Origin of the sequence: Halorussus salinus (assembly GCF_004765815.2) — an archaeon.
In the GTDB taxonomy this organism is placed as follows: domain Archaea; phylum Halobacteriota; class Halobacteria; order Halobacteriales; family Haladaptataceae; genus Halorussus; species Halorussus salinus.
The window spans coordinates 203,288-219,066 of record NZ_SBIS02000012.1 but is presented as its reverse complement, the minus strand read 5'-3'; the positions used below and the strand labels follow the sequence as shown (position 1 = coordinate 219,066).

Below are 15,779 nucleotides of genomic sequence, written 5' to 3'. Positions count from 1 at the left end.
CGTTTCCCGCAAGTGACACCGTTCTCGTCCGGACGACGAATCGGACGAATACGTACGCCTACCACGAGACCGACCACGACGATACCCCGCTGTGCCCGGTGGACCACGACGACCTCACACAACTCGCCCGCGCCGACGCTCAAGACCAGCGGTACGCACCCTGCCAGTTCTGCCAGCGGATCCGCCGTGCGAACGAGGAGGTGACCGACCAATGAGTAGTGTCACGACGACGCTTGAGGATGGTGAGTGTCCGTGCTGTAATTCGAAGATTTCCGCGATCACTGCCGATAGTCCCACGGAACACACCCTCCAGCCCTGTGGTTGCACCCTACCCACGGAATTTACTGCTCGCACGGGAGGTGACCGTCGATGAATTCGTCTCGCTCAATAACGGAGATGGCGGCCGATCTCACGAGCTATAAACGCGACCTCCTACTCGCGGCCTACCGCGCGAACCAAGCGAACGACACCCCGGTTGGGACGGATGTCATGGAGGAACTCGAAACACTCGGCCAGACCAACACCGAGGGCGGCCAGTTCTACCCGCGGCTCAACGAACTCGTCGAGCGAGGCTTCATCACGAAGACCGATCACCCGGAGGACGCCCGTGGATTCACCTGCAACCTCACCGAGGAGGGCGAAAGCCTAGTTGCGCAGTTGTTCGTGCGGAACGCTACCTCGCTCGATATCGACATACCTGAGACGGAACTCCTCGTGAATCCGCCGACTGAGTGTCTCCGCGGGCAATCCCGCGGGTAGCTCAGTCGGCCCTTGTTCGTCCGTTCGCGCGCATGCACGCCTAGCGGTATCGCCATCCAACTATCACCGAACCTCCCCGAGAACCCATGACCACCGACACCCCCACCGACGAATCGCACACCCCGACCGAACAAGTACTCCCCGACCAGCTCGATGAACTCGTCGAACAACGCATCCAGCAAGCAACCGCGGACCTCCACGAACAGATCGCCGACCTCGAAGCCGAGGTAGACGACCTCCGCGACGAACTAGCCAACGAACGTGACGCACGCCGGGAAGCCGAAGCGCGACTCGCAAACGTAGCGGAGACAGTCGAAGGCGAACACGATGCGCGCCTGAGCGCGCTGGAAGCGAAGGCGAACGGAACGCGGTCGATGATCGCGGAACTCCAATCGCGAGAACTCGAAAAAAGCGCACACCTCCAGTATGACAACGTCGAGCCGAACATCATGGACGAACTGCTCGACATCGAGGGCGAGCGCGTCGAGCGGGTCACGAAAGACGACGGCAACCACTATGCTCGCTTGCCTGGAGAGGAGGATGCACTCAATCGTGGCGGCGCAGTCGCACACTCCACGGCCGACCTCCTCCCGATCCAGCGACTTGCTCGCTATGATGACGAAATGCTCGCGAGCGTCACCAACCGGAAGCCAGACGAATTAGCGGCGAAAGCGTGGCGAGAACGAGACGATCCCGGCCGTTATCAGTTGTGGACCACCGGCAGCAGCGGGTGGCGCGTCTACCTGAAATCCTCGGACCTTGCGGACTGGATTCGCGCAAACGAGGAGGGCGTCTCGAAAAACTATGCGCAAGAATTGGCGCGGCGGACGCTTGACGCGATGCGAGAACTCAGCAAGCACCGCCTCATCACTACCCAGAAGAAACGCACCGCGGACGGCCTCACGTACAAGGAGAACGTTGTCGTTCTCACGGACGACGCCGATCTACCGGGCGAGCATTCGCTCGGTGAGTCGGAGGGTCCGGCAACAGACGAGGTGGCCGGATAACGGAGTGGGTGGACCCACACATCCCCCGAGAGGGACACCTCTCTCCCACAACCGACCGTAATCGACCGCGGTCTGAATCCGTCACGACATGTAGCCCACCCCAAACGGTGGCTCCTCGTGGCGGTGACACGATACGCTTACTGGTGCGTCTATCAGTTCCAGCGGCATCCAGCGGCAACTATAGAGAGGGTGAGGGAGCGGTTTGACCGCCAACAGCGTCTGTGGCCGGGGAAACTCTCCCGTGGAGGGTTGTAGTTGTGGGTTGCGGTTGTGGTGGTCACTTCTTCGAGTGCTTCGAGAGGGTGCGCTTTGCAGTGTTGTCGAACTGCTGGTGTATCTGTCGCCTGCCCATGGCTTATGCCGTGGGATTGTCTTTCTACGGACACGCCGCCGTGTGGTGCGGTTTTCAATGACCAATCATATCAGCCAGAACTAGGTAATAACTTTTAAATAAATACTGTCTTAACAGATAGGGAAAATGCAGTTATCTCGTCAGATATTAGCAGTAATATTTTCACTTCTCATCGTCACAGCCGCCCTGCCGCTCAACGCAGTCAGCACACCCACTTCCTCCTCGCCTACCCCACCCGCGACCTCCTCACCCGTACCCAACGCCCAATCCCCACCCAACACCACAACCGAACTCGCAACACAACTCTCTACATCGAACGCCAGACAACTCAGAGGAGTCGCCATCGACCGGCTCGCCGCAAGCAACGACACCGCCAACGCGCTCGCCAGACTCAAAGCAACCCTCGCCATCTCCGGACCAACCCGGCCGGAAAGCCGAGACGTTTTCATCACTGACCAACAGGTCGCCGCCGACATCCAAAACTCAACCCCCGCCGCCGCCCGCCTCCTCGCCGTCGCCGACCACCGCGCCGCCGACACCGCCCTCACCGACATCAAACGCGTCAACCAACACCCAACCTCGCTAAACGACACGACCGCCACCCAAGTCTCCTCGCATGTCTCGACGGCGCGCGAGGCGCTCGCGCGCGGCGACCGACGCCGGACGAACGGCCGGTACGCCGCCGCTATCGACGCGTACAAGGAGAGTTGGCTGGCCGCCCAGCGCGCGCTCGCTCTGTTGGACCGCGCCACCGACCCGCAGGTGCGGCTCACCACACGGCAAGACCCGTTCCGTGACGGCCGCTACACGTACACCCTCCGCGGTGTGGTGTCCGACGCGCGCACGCTTTACACCAACGTCACCGTGACCGTGGACGGTGACCGGCGACCGGTGTCGGTCTCGACGCCGAGCGCGCCCGGTCGCAACGCGACGTTCACCGCGACCCTCCGGCTGACCGACGCGCCCCACCGCATCGTCGTGAACGCGACGACCGCTGGCGTCGCCATGACCACGACGAATGTCTCGCTCGTCCAGCACGATTCTGCAGTCCTGCGGCTCGACGGCGACGGTCTTCGCGCGAGCTACGAGGAGGCAGTTACTGGGACCGACCCGCTGGACCCTGACAGCGACGCCGCTCGGACCGACAGCGACGAGGGCGACGATGGCGTCCGCGACGGCCGGGAGGACTTCGACGCTGATAACGCCACGACCGCCGCCGAACAGCACGTCGGGTCGGACCCCTTCCGGGCCGACACGGACGGCGACGGTCTCGCGGATGGTGTCGAGATTCGTGCCGACGGTCTCAGTCCCGTGCGGGTCGACAGCACCGCGACCGGGAACGCAACGGACGATGCTGGCGGCGACCTCGACGGCGACGGCCTATCCAACCAGCGCGAGCAGACCCTCGGCACCGCGCTCGACGATCCCGACACGGACGGCGACGGTCTCGAAGACGGCGCGGAACTCCAAAAATACGACACCGATCCGCTCAATCCCGACACGGACGACGATGGTCTCCTCGACAACGAGACGACGAGGTACGGGAGCGACCCATTGAGCAACAACTCGGACGATGACGGCATCGCCGACGGGGTGGAAGTCAGTCAGTACGGCACCGACCCGGCGAGCAACGATACGGACGGCGACGGGGTGACGGATGACGCCGAGGTGCGACTTGGGACCGACCCGACCGGCATCGACACGGACGGCGACAGACTGGACGACCACGAGGAGTTACGTCGGTACGACACCGACCCGACCGAGTTCGATAGCGATAGCGACGGACTAGGAGATGCGACCGAGATCAACGTCCAACACACCAGCCCGAATACGGTTGATAGCGACGACGACGGTCTTTGGGACGGCGCGGAGGTCAAGCGGTACGGGACCGACCCGAATGTGGTCGACACTGACGGTGACGGGGTGACCGACGCGGCGGAAGTGGAGAAGCACGAGACGGATCCGAACGAACCCGACACGGACGGTGACGGTCTCTCGGACGCCACGGAAATCCACGAGTACGGCACTGAACCCACTGACGCAGACACCGACGACGATGGTCTCAACGACACGGCGGAAGTCCGCGAGAACGGTACCGACCCGCTCACGGTAGACACGGACGGGGACGGTCTGGAAGACGGTCCCGAAGTCCACGACCACGGCACTGAACCGTTGGTCGCGGACACTGACGGCGACGGTCTCACGGATGGCGAGGAGGTCAACGAGTACGACACTGACCCGTTGGCGGTTCATAGCGACGGCGACAGTCTATCCGACGGTGAGGAGGTCCTGCAGTATGGGACGGACCCGTTGGCGGCGGATACTGACGACGACAGGGTGACGGACGGGAACGAGACGGTGGCGGGGTTGTTGCCGGACAATCCGGACAGCGACTCGAATCGGACTGCGCCCGACGAGAGCGACAACGGCCGACGGGACGGCGCGGAGGACTTGGACCGGGACGGCGCGAGCAACGCTGAGGAGTTCGACGCGACGCTCGACCCGCTCGACCCAGATACCGACGGCGACGAGCTTCAGGATGGGTTCGAGTTGGAGTACGACCGGCTGGATCCGCGGGCGACCGACACGGACGGCGACGGGACGCTCGACGCCAGCGAGGACTTCGAGAGCGACGGACTGGACAACAAGCGTGAGCAGACCCACGATACCGACCCTCACGTCGCGGATACGGACGGCGACAACCTCACCGACGGCGTCGAAGTCGATACTCATGGGACGGACCCGAGCGCGCCGGACACGGACGGCGACGGCTTGCAAGACGGAGCCGAGGTTCAGGTACATGGAACCGAACCGCTGACGGCTGATACCGACGGCGACGGGGTAGCGGACGGTGCAGAAGTCGAAGACCACGGCACCGACCCACTAGCGGTAGATACGGACGGTGACGGCCTCTCGGACGGGGCCGAACTGAACATCCACGGAACGGACCCGCTGGTGGCGGACACGGACGGTGACGGTCTCCGGGACGGCCCGGAAGTCGCCAACGGTACGGACCCGCTCGACGCGGACACCGACGACGACGGTCTCGAAGACGGTCCCGAGATTCACACCTACCAGACCGACCCGCTGAACGTCGACACCGACAACGAAACAATCTGGGACGGCCCGGAAGTCCACCAGTACGGCACCGACCCGAACTCCTCGGACACTGACGGCGACCGCCTGAACGACAGCACCGAGTTGAACCGGACGCTCACGAACCCGCTCGTCGCCGACAGTAACTCGGGACGCACGGACACCAACGAAGCAGGCAACAACGTCAGCGATGGTTCGGAAGACTTCGACGCGGATGCCGTCGCTACCTACTACGAGTACGCGCTGGGGACCGACCCCTACGACAACGACACCGACGACGACGGTCTCAGCGACGGCTACGAGACCCAATCCAGTCTGCTATCGCCCCAGTCGGCGGACACCGACGACGACGGCGTTCCCGACGCCGCCGAAGACTTCGACAACGATGGACTCGACACCAGCCGCGAGCGGACCGTCGGAACCAACCTGAACCAGTCGGACACCGACGGCGACCGCCTGAACGACAGCGAAGAACTAGACATCTACGGGACGAACCCATTGGCGGGCGACACCGACAGCGACGGCTTGAACGACAGCGAGGAGATCAACCTCTCGACGGACCCGACGGTGGCCGACACCGACGGCGACGGGACGCTCGACGGCAACGAGACGTTCACGACGAGTTCGACCGATGAACAAACCGGCGTCACGATGTCCATCACCGGCGAGGGCAACGTCGCCGACACGGTCTCGGTCAACAACAGTTCCGAACCCGTCTTAGAAACCCAGACAGTCCAGAACGTCACGGCGAGCGAGACCTACGAGTTCGAGACCAGCGAGAACTTCTCGACCGCGAACATCACCCTCCCCTACAACGAGTCGACGGTCAGCGACGCAAACGAATCGACGCTCGACGCCTACCGCTACAACGAAACCCTCCAAACCTTCGTCGCCGTCGAGAACTCCACCGTCGACACCACCAACGACACCGTCACCGCCGAAACACCCCACTTCTCGACGTATACGGTCATCTCAACCGACAAATGGGAAGCACAGTTCAACCGCACCCGACCCGCAAAATGGTCCCAAAGCGACGACTTCAGCAACCTCGCCAACTGGACAGAAAACGGCACAGTCTCGACCGCGACGGTCAGTGCGACAGCATCGCTCGATACCGCCAGCGACACGGATACCGCCGACCGCTCGTCGGCGGTCGTCGTCGGCACGACCGACCGCCCCGACAACCGCAACTGGACGAAACCGGACGACCGGACGAAACAACTCGGGGGTCGGTCCAGGGCGAACTCCTCGACCACCCGTGTCCCGGACGCGAAGACGACGACCGACGCCGCGGGGACCCAGACCACCTCCGAGCGAACGACCACTGTGGTGACCGAGACGATGACTCGCACCGTCACTACCGTAACGGGCGGAACGTCGACGAACACCACGACTACCAATAGAGCCAGTGATGGTTCGCCAACAGTCACCACGGTGACGACCACTGACGGAGGAGCAACCGGTCGGACGACGACGGGCGAGTCGACAGCAACGATAGATACCGACCGGACCGCGACGGCAGACACCGATCCAACGGAACAGGGTACGGACACGAGTGACGCGACGACCAAACCGCCAACCGCAACGACCACGACGACCAAACCGCCGACAGCGACGACTACGGTACGGACGACCGATGCCAAGACCGTTTCGGGCTACGTGTACTGTCGTCAGAATCCTCGGGGGTGTCAAACGACAGAGGAGACGACGAAGGAGACGACTACGGAAAAGGAGGTTTCGAACCCGGACCCGAGAGATGACTCCGACGGTGATGAGACGTGGGACCGCAATGACAACTGCCCGTACGAATATGGTCTCGGGTCCGACGGTTGTCCCATCGACAGCGACGACGACGGAAAAGTCAACCATGAGGACGACTGTCCGTACGAAGTCGGGGCTGGTGACGGCTGTAAGAGTGACAGCGACGACGACGGCACGCGCAATTACTACGATGACTGTCCGAATACGCCCGGCGTTGACGACGGATGCGCGCAGAACAGCGACGACGACCAGTACAACGACTACTACGACGACTGTCCGGACGAGGCTGGCTCCGGGCCGGACGGCTGTCCGGAGGACGACGACAGTGACGATACAAAGAACCTGAACGACGCCTGTCCGAAGTTCCCCGGTTGGAAGCCGAACGGCTGTCCGCGTAAATCGAGCCTTGAACGTACCGTCACGTTACGCGACGCCGAAACCGTCACGCTCGGCACTATCGCCAAAGCCGAGGCCACCAGCGACCGGTCGGTCGCCGAACTCGTGGTCATCGGTCCTGACGACCAGCGCATCCGTGTCTACGGCGAGGACCGCTCGCACATCGCTCGCACGGCGAACAACTCGACGGTCAAGGCGACGGGCATCATCCCCGGCGGCGAGGGCGACCGCGGCGAGTTTGAGGCGGTCGAACAAGACCTCTCGCAGTTCGCGGGCGAACAGGTCACGATTCGGGTCGTGACGGTCGGGCGCGCGACCTTCGAGATCGATGCGCTGAAAATCGGCTACGACTCCGACGGCGACGGTCTCTACGACAGCGTCGAGCGCGGGACCTGCGGCCTCTGGGACGGCCGCGGGCAATGTCTGGATACGGACCCGTACCTCGCGGACACGGACGGCGACGGGTTGACCGACAGCGAGGAGATCGGGCCGCGCAAGCAGGTTCACGGGCGGGAGTACTACGCGTTGGTGAGCAACCCGACGGTCCGGGATACCGACCACGACGGACTGAGCGACAAGCAGGAGGTCGAAAGTGGATACCATCTCGCGGTGACGCGGAGTCCGGAGAAGTCGCGGACGTATCTTAGCGCGCAGAGTCCGAGCAAAAAGAAAGCGCAACTCTACCGGCCGTGGGTGAGTCCGGACCCCCTCAGCCGAGATTCCGACGAGGACGGCCTCTCGGACCGCGAGGAGTGGCTGTACCAGACGAATCCAGATAACCGAGATAGCGACGGCGACGGTCTCGAAGACGGCCGCGAGCGCGATTTCGGTGCAGACCCGACCCTCTACGACTACCGGGGGCCGGACATTCGCCTCGCCAAGTACGGTTATATCGAAAACTACAGCGCTCTCGAACGCACGTATCTCGTCGATTACTTCGTCGCCGACCCGAGTGGCGTCGAACAGACGACGCTTCGAAAAGACGGGAACACGTTCTATCGCGAATCACCCGAACGCGTCTTCAGCCACCACAATGGGTCGATGACCGTCGAAATCAGCCAGATAGGAGACACTGGACTTAGCGGGTCTACTGTCGAGGTGACGGCGACCGATAGCCACGGGAATCGAGAGTCTCTTACCGCGATTCGTCGAGCGAACGACTGCGGACAGTTAGCCAAGCGGATGAGCGCGACCGGAAGACAGAACGGTGGCTTCGCTGGCTATTTAGGCGCATGTTCGGGCTTCCAAGCCAACATCGGAAGCAGTATTCAGTCGCTCCTCGGGTTCTTCGACGACCCCTTCGGGTTCGTGAAGCAACTTAGACAGTTAATCGAAGTACTCGACCGAACCGGCTTGCTCGATATGTTCATGGAGGCGATGCTATCAAGTGTTCAAGACAAACAGCAGACGAATAACCCCTACTCGAAGGGCGACCAGTACTACGACGAGTACAAGCACGCATGGTACGGCGGGTATGTCGCCGGATTCCTCACGAAAGCGATTGCAGGAGCGAAAGTCGGGTCATTCGTCAAAAGTACGTCGTACTTCAAAAAGATGGAGTCGTTCGCCAAATCGACGCGGGCAGGCCAGACCGCGATGCGGCTGAAGGCACCCTACGACCGTGGCAAGGCGCGCGTGGCCACCGGGCTGGCCGAAGGTGGGAAGAAAGCGGCGGGGCCACTACTGCGGCGGGCGAAATCGGCGGGTGCGACCTATCGGCTGTGGAAACTTCAGCAGAAGGCTGAGGTTGATACCGCCGACCTATCGGACGTTGAGCAGAAGCGGGTGACGAGGTTCCTTGCGCGCCACGGGGAGGATGGGGCAGACGACCTCCGAAAGTTGGACGACGAAGACGTGAAAGCCCTGTTCCAACGGGCGTGTAGTGCTGGTGGATACGGAACCCAGCGGGTCGGTGGTGGTGACTGTACGGATCTGAATGATCGTGAGCAACGAGTGTATAATGATGCGGTCGTTGCGGCGGATGTTGACCCGAGTGAATTCAGCGCGCGGTTAGCGAAGACCGACGTGAGTGCTGCAAACGCTCGACGAGCGTTCGTTCATACCAGTCGGTATGGCGTCGAGGTGGCGAGCGAACTGGACGATGACGCCTTGAATCAGTTCGTTCGGATGGATGCTGATTCACAGCGAGTACTCGTCCAAGCGAGGCGGGCTGACGGTGCGGACCTAAGTAGTCGGGATATCGAGAACGTTCTTCAGAAACACGAAAGTTTAGTTGACGATGGGCTTGGCGGAGAATTCAAAGAAGTTCTATCAGAGACCGAGATTCTCGGCGTGCAGTTCTTCCGAAACACCGCTCAAAGAGACATCGTCCCGCTTATCCAGGCCTACGAGCGTGACGATATCGACGGGAACGACCTTCAGCGGGCGTCGAAGTTGATTGACGACGACAACACAAAGTACTACGCAGATAGTGATATCACTGCTAAACAACTTCTCAAAGTTGAAGCCGATGGAGGTGACTTAAGTAAAACTGAATTCGTTACTTCGCCGGATGAATCGTTCAACGATAACACCGGTGTAGTGTCGCTTGAACTGGGTGACCGAGATACCGGTTGGACACACATACGCGGTCGTCACGTTTACGGTACGATTGAGTTGGATGAGAAAAGACTAACCTCGTTCTTCCCTATAGGTCAAACTGTTAAGGGGCGCGACTTGCCGAATAGACTTTCAGAAGAGGAGGTAAAAGAACTCGTGTATACCGCGGTGAAACGAGGTGACAACCCCGAAATAGGGGCAACAGGTGACATAGAATACATCTATAAACCTTCGATAGACGGTATTGACGAAATCACGGTTCGAGTTGATCCGGACACCGGAAAGTTGGTTTCTGCCTTCCCTGAAGGCGAAGGATCGGCAGTAAAACAATGGATCGGCGAAGCGAACGACTGGAAAGATAGACTGAAGTAGAGATGACTGACCCAGTGTTTGATCGATTCCGGCTAACGGTTGAGTTCGACGACGATTTCGAGCGGCAGGTCACCGGTGAGGGACGCGCGTACAATCCGCGTGTTTCACTCGGAATCCAAGCAGGAGACGTGTCTATCTCCGGGGCTGAGAAAGGGTATACCGGTGTGTACCTGACTAACTTCTTAGGTCAGGCTCTAGAGGCAGTCGAGACAATCGAAAACGGTGAAAAGAGAGTCATCAAGACGGCCGATGGGCCAACGTATCTCGTTCTTGATCCACGCGATGACGAAACGATGACCTTCGCACAATGTTTCTCCAAAAAGAGCGCTGATGAACCGCACGAACGGATGTCCATCGAACCTCAAGTCATCATAACGAAGGAGGCGTTCACCAAGGAAGTGATTCGTCTCGGGAACGAATCGTTGGAGAAGATATTTGCCACAAATGAAGACGTTCGAGATCACAGACAGATTCGGGAACTTCAAGAGCTATTGGAGACTGTCGAAGACCGTCGGTAGGATTCAGAAATGCAGTTTGAAACAGACATTTGGTCTACCGACTGACGAGATCCGCCAATTGCTCCGGGCGTACGGCTCGTCATCGGAACTTGACGAAGAGCCTTTAAAGGAAGCAGACGACCTACAGCCACCAGTTAACGAACTAGCCGAGGACGACGTTCTCCCCTCTTCCGAACCGTAGACCGAAGGCGGTTGGGAGCCACCAACAACTGCCGACTTCCTCACATCTGCCGAATTTAACCGCGACAGCTAACCAGCTCGTACTCACTCAGTTGGGTTCAACGGTGAATCAAGTAGGCCGTCGAGACCGACACACACAAGACTGGCTACGACACCGACGGCGACAGGTTGACTGACAGCGAGGAGATCGGGCCACGCAAGCAGGTTCACGGGCGGGAGTACTACGCGCTGGTGAGTAATCCCGACGGTTCGGGATACTGACTACGACGGACTGAACGACGAATGAGGGGTGATGAAGGTGTTCCAAGCTGCGGCGACAACGACCGGAACTAACCAATGATGGCATCTATGGCTAGGTCAACATTGGTTAGCGGGAGTGGGCTATAGGTCGTAGCCCCACTCTCGGAGGATGTCTTCGGCGTCGTCGATATTCTGCATTCCTGCGAGATAAATCGCCTCGCGGGCGTCGAGTTTGTAGACGCTTTCATCGAAGCGGTCATCGAGATTGCGGCGAGCATCCTGCTCGTCCGCTTCAGTCGCATCTTGGACAAACAACTGATGGACGTTCTCTCGTTCGTCTTTCACCTTGTCACGACGAAGTTTGAATGGTAAGTCTGATCGGTTAAACTGACCAGTATTACTGACCTCATCTGCCGAGTCAACTCGGTCGGTTGACTGCTCAGACACTACCGAGTCCGTCTCTGTTTCCTGTTTCGTCTCGTCAGTCGAGTCATCGTCGTCAGCAAATGGATCTGATGCGCCGGATTTCATGCTTTCACTTCCTCAGGGTTCTCGAACTGTGTCGTGATGTAGTCGGCGAGCTGGTGGAACTTCTCCAAGGTCTGCTCCTCGTAGTCGCGGAGGTCGCGGTAGTCATCATTTTCAGCGAGTTCGAAGATGCTGACTTGGTGTTCCCATGCAGTACTCAGCATCGCCCCGCGCTCTCGAATCGAGACGGGTGCAACGGGGAGGTCTTGGTCGGCGAGTCGCTGTTCGTATTCCTGTTGGAGGGTCGTATCAGAGACTTTGTTTGGGACCACTCCAAGGACGCCGACCTCGATATCGCCGAGCGTATCCTCAATGCCGTCAACAACGTCACGCAGCCCGTCCACGCTTTGCTTCCCCTTCGGGGAGAGTTCTGCAGGGATGAACAAGTTCGAGGTGGCGTACACAGCATTATAGAGGTGCTGACCAACCGTCGCAGGCGGGTCCACGATGATCACATCGTACTCGTTCGGGATGTCGGCGTCAGCGAGGACACGCCGGAGTTGCTTTTCTTTCGGCCAGCGATAATTGGCGTCATGCATGGACTCCTCCATTTTCGCTGCCCGAGAGAGGTTCTGTTCGAGGTCGCTGAGCATGTTGTGGCTGGGGACAAGGTCAATATCGTCTTCCACAGTTCGGATGATATCTCCGAAGTCTCCTTTCGGACGTTCAACGAGGTGTCGGACGAGGTTGTCCACGTCAGGGTCTTTGCGGTAGTCTTCTGCGCCGAAGTGATGGGTGAGGCCCCCATCCTGTGGGTCCATGTCGATGACGAGAACGTCTTGGTCGCGGCGGGCGTGTGCAGCGGCGAGGCTGATGGTGGTCGTTGTTTTGCCGATGCCGCCTGCTTCACTCCAGACGGTGTACGAGATCATCAATTGAGATGTCCCACCCCTGCTATAAAAAGACTCGTCAGACAAGCCAGTAACACTGTCCAGTAAAATTGTCCAGTAATACTATTTAGTAACACTATCTAGAAACACTGGGGGGTGGGTTAGCCAGATGTACTCATCAGATTCATTGAGTACACGTACCTGTCGAATACGCTAACCAGATAGACTGGTCAACTGTACTGGCTATTGTCAATGGTTAGTAACACCAAGTAATAATACTGGACAGCAATACCAAGCAGTAACACTAGACAGTAACACCAAACAAGAATACTACTTGGACTATTCCTGTATGAAAGACAGTCACGTACACTATACTGCCCTAGTTGGAGGTAAGTCTCTAAGAGGACAGACCGCTACCCCAGCGGAGGGAGTCGTTCTAGAGAACACCGAACGACGATGACTCAGTTGAGGATGAGAAGCATTTGACCGCGACACAAGACAGCCAAGCCGATGCTGACACCCCGCAATTGACGATTGACAAGAATAGTAAATGTCGACCGCCACTGCAACGACTCACGCTTCAGTTTGGAAAAGCACTGGAAACGATGGTCTCTCTATCTTAGTTTGTCGGTGGAGGCCGTGATGGCAACAGCTACTTGTTTACTGGATCGGCTTGGTCAAGTCGATTCATCTCTTCTTTTGCGTCTTTCTTTGCAATCTCCGACTTTAGCTCCTCCAAGCGATCCACGTACTCTCTATACTTCTTTTGCTGTCGCCGCTTGGAGGCGATTTCGTTCTCTAACCGTTCGATGTCGGCATCTAACTCCCTGATGTGTTGCCGTGCCAGCTCAGTCAAAACGCGATACTCGTCGATAGACTCCGGCTCACGACCGAAAAACTCCTCTCGAAGAGTGTCCCGAATAAAATCTGCTCGTTCACCGTGTTCGAGGAACAACTCAACAGCCATGTCCATCGGCGGGTCTAACGACGCAGAAACGGAATCTGGTGTTCGACGCATTAGATTATTTTAATACGCTCTATAATATCAAAATATCGCTGGGAGCAACTCGCAGCGGGAAGATTCGATGCGACACGGAAGGGGAGTTTCGTTCAACTGCACCAGCACGTTGTTGAGATCCGCTTGCGGAATTCGATTCGATTTTCTCGTTTCTTAGACGTAAGTCAGCGAGTTGGACGGGTGGGGAGACCGAAAGGACGTGAGAAGACGGTATGGTTACCGCCAGCGTGGTCGAGAAGACCTGAAAAACCAGATACACGGTTAACGCTCCGGAAAGCCCGTTATTAAGAACGCGGTTCTATGTATTAATAACTGGTATCGTATGTTCTATCCTGATAAACTACTGGAATCAAAATATTTTTAAATCCATAATTTCAATGATATCCGTACTGTCGGCTTCTAAGCGAAGGAAGAACAGAGTTCTTCCGTAGCGTCGCTCATGACCGTCTCTCAATCGGTATTCTTGCAGACGATGAACCGCGCATGATTTCTACTTCTCGCCCCGCTACCGAGCGTTTCCACCAATCTTTCTATCTTAATGCCGTTCTGTAGAACGAGAAAATCGGGCCGAATTCCGCAAGCGGTCTATTGTTAATCGCAAGACGGAACGCTATTTCTCGCTCTGCTTCTCCAATCTAGCTAACTTAACCGCAAGCGGTATCGCCCTAATGCCGATTGATCGCCTCGACGAATCGGTCCATCAGTGTCATCTACCCGGTTAATGAACGGACTGCTCCAAGAAATCGCTGTGAAAATGTCGAGAACTTACTTCTTCGCAGTCACCGAGGAACTGGTACTGCTTCTATGGCCGAACCAAGAAAGGGAAAGCTACAGTAGCCGCTATCCAGCGTGATGCGGACCGACCCGTGACGAGCTGGCTACTCCCGTCTGAGCATATTCTGGACTTCGGGGGAAACGTGGTTCTCCTCTATCTTCTCTTGAACGTGAACATGCAGATTCGTCTCGTAAAGATTCATGAACTCTTTCTGGGATTTCGCTAGCTCTCCAAACGGTCCGTCCACCTCAGGTCGGACACCAAAGTCGAAGGCGTCATCCCCGGCCTGTTCAAGGAACTGATCTGGGTCAGTGATTCCACTAATAATGTTTCTTGTCGTCGCGACGAATTCGAGTGCTTCACCGACGATGCCGTACCAGTCATCGAGGTCTTCGACTTCCGCAAGCGAAGCGGTTAGCGGGCCAGCGAGGTCCGTCTCAAGGCACTCCTCTCGCTGGAGGATGATATCGGCAAAGCCGCTGAGCGTGGTCTCGCAGTCGTTCATCAGGCCGGGAAGCGCACTGTAGTAGGACTCCTCGCTCGTGAACAACGTCTTGGAACTCGGACGAGGGTGGGTCCAAAGTAGTCGTTTAACGTTGTTCTTGTAGGTCTCGATGATATACTGGTTCCCACGGTCGGCGTTGAACCGATCCGTGAGATGCAAACAGTACTGTTGAACGAGGTCAGTGAGTGGATCTTCGTGAAAAACGCCCTCGTTTGCGCATGACCGCGCCATCGCAGCGAGGACGCGACTCGTGACTAAGTGGTTCGCTCGAAGCGTTGTGTTGCCGACGCGGTCGGGGTGGATTTCGAGATTGTCGCTCCAGTAGCCGCCGTCTTCGGGGTCTTGGACGGCTTCCCGAAGATCCTCGTAGTCGAGTTCAGGGCCGGAGCGTTCGAGTTCGGCCGGGACGACCGTCGCCGTGTAGCTCGTCGGCGTAGTGTCGGAGTCGTCCGAGGTTGCGTGTCGGCGGAGTTCTGCGTGGAGTTCGTCTTCGGAGAGATCTTTCGCGGCGAGATTCTGCAAGTCTTCGGCATCGAGGTTCGTGTCGGCGACGAGCTGGGGGTCCACGTCGCCGAACGTGTTCTGGAACCACGCTTCGTAGAGTTGCCGTCCGGCTTCCGCCTGCGAACAACCATAGTATTCGGCGGCGGCTTCCGCCATCGCTTTCTCCTCGCTATTCGTGCGAATGAAAACTTGGCTAGTTCGTGTCTCGGTACTGGTCGTGGGGGAGTCGGTCCGTGTCGCGGTCATTGCTGGGAAGTGGTTTCTCGGTTGGGGGAGACTGGTTCAACGTTGCTATACCGTGGTTCGCGGCCGGAATCGAGTCGGACACGGATAGCGTCGGGAGTGGGCTTGTGGTCGGTGGGGATTTCGCCGCACTCGC

At 58.5% G+C, this 15,779-nt stretch carries 8 protein-coding genes and 1 pseudogene; 5 read left to right on the top strand and 4 right to left on the bottom strand.

The features are described from left to right. From EPL00_RS21905 to EPL00_RS21885, 5 genes and pseudogenes are all read left to right on the top strand, one after another. Nucleotides 1–215 (top strand): annotated as a pseudogene (locus EPL00_RS21905) (hypothetical protein); the annotation flags it as partial. Between the two features lie 181 nt (nucleotides 216–396). Beyond that, complete coding sequence (locus EPL00_RS21900; RefSeq protein WP_162224294.1) at nucleotides 397–759, top strand: helix-turn-helix domain-containing protein; 363 nt, start codon at nucleotides 397–399, stop codon at nucleotides 757–759. Between the two features lie 86 nt (nucleotides 760–845). Then, nucleotides 846–1,766 carry a hypothetical protein gene (locus tag EPL00_RS21895; RefSeq protein WP_135855324.1) on the top strand — a complete coding sequence of 307 codons (921 nt, stop codon included), beginning with the start codon at nucleotides 846–848 and terminating at the stop codon, nucleotides 1,764–1,766. 478 nt (nucleotides 1,767–2,244) lie between these two features. Beyond that, on the top strand, nucleotides 2,245–10,302 hold the full coding sequence (locus EPL00_RS21890) for a hypothetical protein (RefSeq protein WP_135855323.1): 8,058 nt from the start codon (nucleotides 2,245–2,247) through the stop codon (nucleotides 10,300–10,302). Between the two features lie 2 nt (nucleotides 10,303–10,304). Beyond that, entirely contained in the window at nucleotides 10,305–10,820 is a 516-nt protein-coding gene (locus EPL00_RS21885; RefSeq protein WP_135855322.1) for a hypothetical protein, read from the top strand. A gap of 561 nt (nucleotides 10,821–11,381) precedes the next feature. On the opposite strand, the gene EPL00_RS21880 is transcribed toward EPL00_RS21885, so the two are convergent. The 4 genes from EPL00_RS21880 to EPL00_RS21865 form a co-directional block, all read right to left on the bottom strand. Beyond that, nucleotides 11,382–11,771: a hypothetical protein gene (locus tag EPL00_RS21880; RefSeq protein WP_135855321.1), complete on the bottom strand. Its 390-nt coding sequence runs from the start codon at nucleotides 11,769–11,771 to the stop codon at nucleotides 11,382–11,384. Continuing rightward, nucleotides 11,768–12,640, bottom strand: a complete 873-nt coding sequence (locus tag EPL00_RS21875) for a ParA family protein (protein WP_135855320.1) — start codon at nucleotides 12,638–12,640, stop codon at nucleotides 11,768–11,770. The genes EPL00_RS21880 and EPL00_RS21875 overlap by 4 nt, the downstream gene beginning before the upstream one ends. Before the next feature lie 610 nt (nucleotides 12,641–13,250). Next, nucleotides 13,251–13,571: a hypothetical protein gene (locus EPL00_RS21870; protein WP_162224293.1), complete on the bottom strand. Its 321-nt coding sequence runs from the start codon at nucleotides 13,569–13,571 to the stop codon at nucleotides 13,251–13,253. Between the two features lie 923 nt (nucleotides 13,572–14,494). Beyond that, nucleotides 14,495–15,556, bottom strand: coding sequence for a hypothetical protein (locus EPL00_RS21865; RefSeq protein WP_135855318.1), 1,062 nt, complete (start codon nucleotides 15,554–15,556; stop codon nucleotides 14,495–14,497). Nucleotides 15,557–15,779: the final 223 nt, after the last annotated feature.

Excerpts from the sequence above, each read along its gene's own strand:
- EPL00_RS21880 (WP_135855321.1), bottom strand. The coding sequence starts at position 11,771 with ATGAAATCCGGCGCATCAGATCCATTTGCTGACGACGATGACTCGACT.
- EPL00_RS21875 (WP_135855320.1), bottom strand. The coding sequence starts at position 12,640 with ATGATCTCGTACACCGTCTGGAGTGAAGCAGGCGGCATCGGCAAAACA.
- EPL00_RS21890 (WP_135855323.1), top strand. The coding sequence starts at position 2,245 with ATGCAGTTATCTCGTCAGATATTAGCAGTAATATTTTCACTTCTCATC.
- EPL00_RS21870 (WP_162224293.1), bottom strand. The coding sequence starts at position 13,571 with ATGGACATGGCTGTTGAGTTGTTCCTCGAACACGGTGAACGAGCAGAT.
- EPL00_RS21900 (WP_162224294.1), top strand. The coding sequence starts at position 397 with ATGGCGGCCGATCTCACGAGCTATAAACGCGACCTCCTACTCGCGGCC.
- EPL00_RS21865 (WP_135855318.1), bottom strand. The coding sequence starts at position 15,556 with ATGGCGGAAGCCGCCGCCGAATACTATGGTTGTTCGCAGGCGGAAGCC.
- EPL00_RS21885 (WP_135855322.1), top strand. The coding sequence starts at position 10,305 with ATGACTGACCCAGTGTTTGATCGATTCCGGCTAACGGTTGAGTTCGAC.
- EPL00_RS21895 (WP_135855324.1), top strand. The coding sequence starts at position 846 with ATGACCACCGACACCCCCACCGACGAATCGCACACCCCGACCGAACAA.